This window comes from Acidiplasma cupricumulans (assembly GCF_001402935.1).
GTDB lineage: Archaea > Thermoplasmatota > Thermoplasmata > Thermoplasmatales > Thermoplasmataceae > Acidiplasma > Acidiplasma aeolicum.
On the sequence record NZ_LKBH01000013.1, the window covers coordinates 1 to 4156 of the forward strand.

Below are 4156 nucleotides of genomic sequence, written 5' to 3' on the forward strand. Positions count from 1 at the left end.
AAATTATTTTTACATTAAAATTATATATTAAATCAGGGTGCACTGTACCCATGAACCTTTATAAACTTTATCCCAAGATTCCTTGCAAGCTCACCATCAATATCATCCCTATCACCTATAACAATAGAATTTTTAAGATCTATACCGTATTTTTTTACAGCCTGTTCCACCATTCCTGTTTTAGGTTTTCTGCATTCACAGTTTTCTTCTGGTTTGTGGGGGCAAAAATAGAAATCCGATATAACAATTCCATGTTCCATAAAAATTCTTTTTATTCCATCATTAAATTTTTTCATATCATTTACTGTGAAATATCCCCGGTTTATACCGGATTGATTTGAAATAACAATTATTATATAGCCACTATCATAATACTTTTTAAGTATTGGAATTATGTCATCATATATTTTAAGATCTTCTAGTTTATATGTATAACCTTTATCATAATTTATTGTCCCGTCTCTGTCAAGGAATACAGCCCGTTTCATGATTATGTATGCATAATTCTAATTAAAAATCTTTTGTTTAGACTCTAAATATTTTAAGTTTAATTCGATTTTCTTGTCTTTATATATAAAATAGGGTTTAATATTTTGGTAAATGCAATATATAAAATAGTTTATTTTGATTAAATACCGTGGAAATACGCCCATTTAATTCAGATGATCTTAAAGGTATCTATGAAATTGAGCACAGTGCATTTGATGTTGGTCCATATAATATAGATGAAATAATTGAAATGGTTTTTTCAAAGGATGCATTTACCCTTGTTGCAACAGATTCTGATGAATATATAGGATATGTTACCGCAGTTCCATTAAATGAATATGAGGTTGATATTGAAAGTATAGCGGTTATCCCGAAGTATCAGGGGAGGCATCTTGGGGATTCATTACTTGATTCCATAGAGGAGATAATAAAGAAAAAAGGATATAAAAAATCAGTGCTTGAGGTACGGGAAAAAAATTATGTTGCCATTAATTTTTATTTAAAGCACGGTTATGTAAAATCAGAGTTTTTAAAAAATTATTACTGCATACCATATAAGGGAAGCAAAAATGCATTCAGAATGGTTAAGTCTTTATAATGGAAGCTGCCTTGGTAAGAATGCTCTCATCGGCAGAGACTATAATATCCCTGCGTTTTATGTTTTCATTGAGCGCGTTTACTATATATGATATCTTATTAATTTCATATTTTTTATCCTTATAATATACTGTAAAATCCGTTTTTAACCTGGACTTTTCATTAAAATAAAGTGGTGGGTTTACATCTATTATATATAAATCACTATCAAACACGGACATTTTTTCCCTTATATTATTTAAGGCATCCTCACTGTAACTACTCCTGTATATTATTTTATACAAATTTCTGGATTTAATCTTTTTTATAATTTCAGAGGATTTTTTATCATTTTCCAGGGCATAAATAAACTCGTAATCGTTCATTCTTAGATCATTTTTATCCTTTCCATTATAAAGTTCATAGGCAATGCCCAGCATTTTCTGTGCTATCCTGCATGTTTTATGAAAATAAACAGAGCTATACATTAAAACCCTGCCTATTATTGCCGATTCTATTGTCGGTATTGACTTTTCCTCACCAACTATGTCATTTTCAGATATTTTTATGGTATTAAATATCCTTTTATAATCGATATTTCCCAGATTAACACCACAGTAAAATGAATCCCTCCTTAAATAATCAAGCTCATCAACATCAAGTGACCCACTTATTATTTTAGATAAAACCGTTTTTTTATTTCTTCCTGTGGCAAGGTCAGCTATTTCCTCAGGGTTATATCCATATTTATTTAGTATTTCAGGGATAACGCTATCTCCATATATCCCCTTACCTGTAATAATGTTAGATGTTAAATCCTCATGGATTAATCCAAAATTTTCAAAAAATTTATCCTCTATGGAATGGCTGAATGGTGTATGCCCAATATCGTGCAGCAATGCAGCAATTTCAAGTCTTTCATCATTAATGCCTATATAATTTTTGATCTCACTGGCAAGAAACATTGTCCCTATGGAATGTTCAAATCTTGTATGGTTTGCCCCTGGAAAAACCAGGTTGCAGAGCCCGAGCTGCTTTATATATCTTAATCTTTGAAAATATATTGAATTTATAATGTCAAGAAAAATCCCGCTTACCTTCACCGGCCCGTTTAAAGGATCCTGAATTATTTTATACATTTTATCATCAATGCTGGACACACCCGGATCAGACCAGGTGTTTTGGTAGTGCCCTCCACTTCCTCTCCTCCCCGCACCCTCTCAGCATCGGCGGTCTGAAATACCGTTGCTCCCTTCCGGGCCTGGCGGGTTTTTTCAGCAAATTATACATGCATTCTCCTTTGAGTATGCATGTATAAACCCCCGATCCAAAAGGACAGAGATTCAACGATTCCATGGAGACTGCCAAAGGCCTGGTTGCCCTCACCGGGCAGTCGCCCCCGCATTTAGGCACGGGTCACAGGGAGTGCCTGGCTCCCCGGTCAAGTCCAGCGATAAGATAATTATATCATGTTAAAAAAATTTATGCTATTTCAATGCATATTTTTATAATATTCTTTGGCCATTTTATAATCATATTCTGTATTAATATTAAAAAATGAGTTGGAATTAAAATTTATATTCTCATATGCCAGCTCTGCATCATTTAAATATTCATAAAAAATGGAAATGCCTGAAAGCTCATTATTTATTAGCATATTCAATATTCCGGTCTTATAATTTTTTGATTTTTCAATAAAGGATTTCAAAAGTTCCTTATCTATTAAAATATCTGCAGGAAGAACAATGACGGGCAGTTTTAATGAATTTATTGAGGTTTTAAGATCCATGGCATAATCACCGGTTCCATTTATTATATTTACATCCCCAATTTCATTTAAAAAAACTGTTTCCGGCCCGGTACATACATTTATATTTAGACCAAGGGATTTAATAATTTTTAATAATCTAATGATAATGGCCTCTCCATTGATCATAAGAAGCATTTTTTTAGGATTACCAATTCTTTTTCCCATACCACCAGCCATTATCAGCGCTTCCATAGGGTCACATATTTTTATCCGATAATAAACTTTTTAAATTTAAGAAAAATATACATTGACCTTTGCAATAATATAATATATAATTTTTTTATGCAATAACATGGGCAATGGAATTTACATTCTTGGCATGGGCCTTTCCGGAATTTATGCGAAAATGGCAAATAAATCAGCCATTTCTATTGATAAAAGTAGGTTTATTGATATACCAACAAGGTACATATATATTTTAAATGGATATGAAAATGATTATGCACGAAAAGAAAGGCGGGTTGATATACTGGATGATATAAAAAATGTTGATTTTAAAAACAGGGAAATTAAGGGATTAAATAAAACATACACGTATGACAAATTAATAATTGCACTTGGGCACTCACAGGCCTATGAAAATATTGATGGATATGAGAACATGATTAAACTTGAAACCTCCAAGGATGCAGATTTATTAAAAAATAGACTTGAAAATAGTAATAACGTTGTAATAATAGGTGGTGGTTATCTTGGCGTTGAACTTGCTGGCATCATCAAGGGTAAAAAAATAAACCTGATAAATTCCGGAAAACATCTTCTCAATGGTATTAACATAAATGCCTCCAATTATATAAAAAGCAAACTTGAAAATATGGGTGTAAACATTATTATGAATGAAAGGGTGATGCATGTTACCAGAGATAGGGTTATTACTAATAATTCTGAAATTTTGGCAGACACTGTTATTTATGCTGGTGGAATAACCGGAAATAAAATCATAAAAACTTTTGATATAAAACAGGAAAATTCAAGAATTATTGTTAATAATAAACTAAGGTCTGTTGAATATGATGATGTTTATGCCTGCGGGGATTCAATGAAAATAATGAATTTAAACGTACCACTGACAGCGTTTATGGCCAGAAAATCTGGTGAGATTTCCATGAAAAATGCCATGGGAAATGATCTGGAGTTTAAATATACAGCATCCGGGAATATCATAAACATAGGTGGTGAATTATTGCTTATAAAATCCAATAAATTCCAGAAAAATGGTGTTATACATGAGGATGGTGAGGTCTATTCAGGTCTTTCAAAAACACAGATAGATGAATTGAG

At 32.1% G+C, this 4156-nt stretch carries 5 protein-coding genes and 1 other RNA gene; 2 read left to right on the forward strand and 4 right to left on the reverse strand.

Translation table 11 applies throughout. The features are described 5' to 3' along the window. Positions 1-32 precede the first annotated feature (32 nt). Entirely contained in the window at positions 33-488 is a 456-nt protein-coding gene (locus AOG55_RS00295) for a D-glycero-alpha-D-manno-heptose-1,7-bisphosphate 7-phosphatase (RefSeq protein ID WP_054964367.1), read from the reverse strand. A gap of 149 nt (positions 489-637) precedes the next feature. Here AOG55_RS00295 and rimI point away from each other — a divergent pair, with 149 nt between their 5' ends. Beyond that, entirely contained in the window at positions 638-1087 is a 450-nt protein-coding gene (rimI, locus tag AOG55_RS00300) for a ribosomal protein S18-alanine N-acetyltransferase (RefSeq protein ID WP_054964366.1), read from the forward strand. Here rimI and AOG55_RS00305 read toward each other — a convergent pair. The 3 genes from AOG55_RS00305 to AOG55_RS00310 all read right to left on the reverse strand — a co-directional run bounded on the left by AOG55_RS00305 (position 1074) and on the right by AOG55_RS00310 (position 3067). Continuing rightward, positions 1074-2204, reverse strand: a complete 1131-nt coding sequence (locus tag AOG55_RS00305; RefSeq protein ID WP_084779374.1) for an HD domain-containing protein — start codon at positions 2202-2204, stop codon at positions 1074-1076. The two genes, rimI and AOG55_RS00305, sit on opposite strands and share 14 nt — an antisense overlap. 11 nt (positions 2205-2215) lie before the next feature. Further along, positions 2216-2518, reverse strand: an RNA gene (ffs, locus tag AOG55_RS09060) — signal recognition particle sRNA. A 39-nt stretch (positions 2519-2557) separates the two neighbouring features. Next, positions 2558-3067 carry an NTP transferase domain-containing protein gene (locus AOG55_RS00310; protein WP_084779373.1) on the reverse strand — a complete coding sequence of 170 codons (510 nt, stop codon included), beginning with the start codon at positions 3065-3067 and terminating at the stop codon, positions 2558-2560. 100 nt (positions 3068-3167) lie between these two features. Between AOG55_RS00310 and AOG55_RS00315 the strand changes: the two genes are divergently transcribed. Further along, positions 3168-4156: NAD(P)/FAD-dependent oxidoreductase (locus AOG55_RS00315; RefSeq protein WP_055040743.1), on the forward strand; the 989-nt coding region annotated here is incomplete at its 3' end.

Coding starts and splice junctions, on each gene's coding strand:
- AOG55_RS00295 (WP_054964367.1), bottom strand. CDS start 488: ATGAAACGGGCTGTATTCCTTGACAGAGACGGGACAATAAATTATGAT.
- AOG55_RS00310 (WP_084779373.1), bottom strand. CDS start 3,067: ATGGAAGCGCTGATAATGGCTGGTGGTATGGGAAAAAGAATTGGTAAT.
- AOG55_RS00305 (WP_084779374.1), bottom strand. CDS start 2,204: ATGTATAAAATAATTCAGGATCCTTTAAACGGGCCGGTGAAGGTAAGC.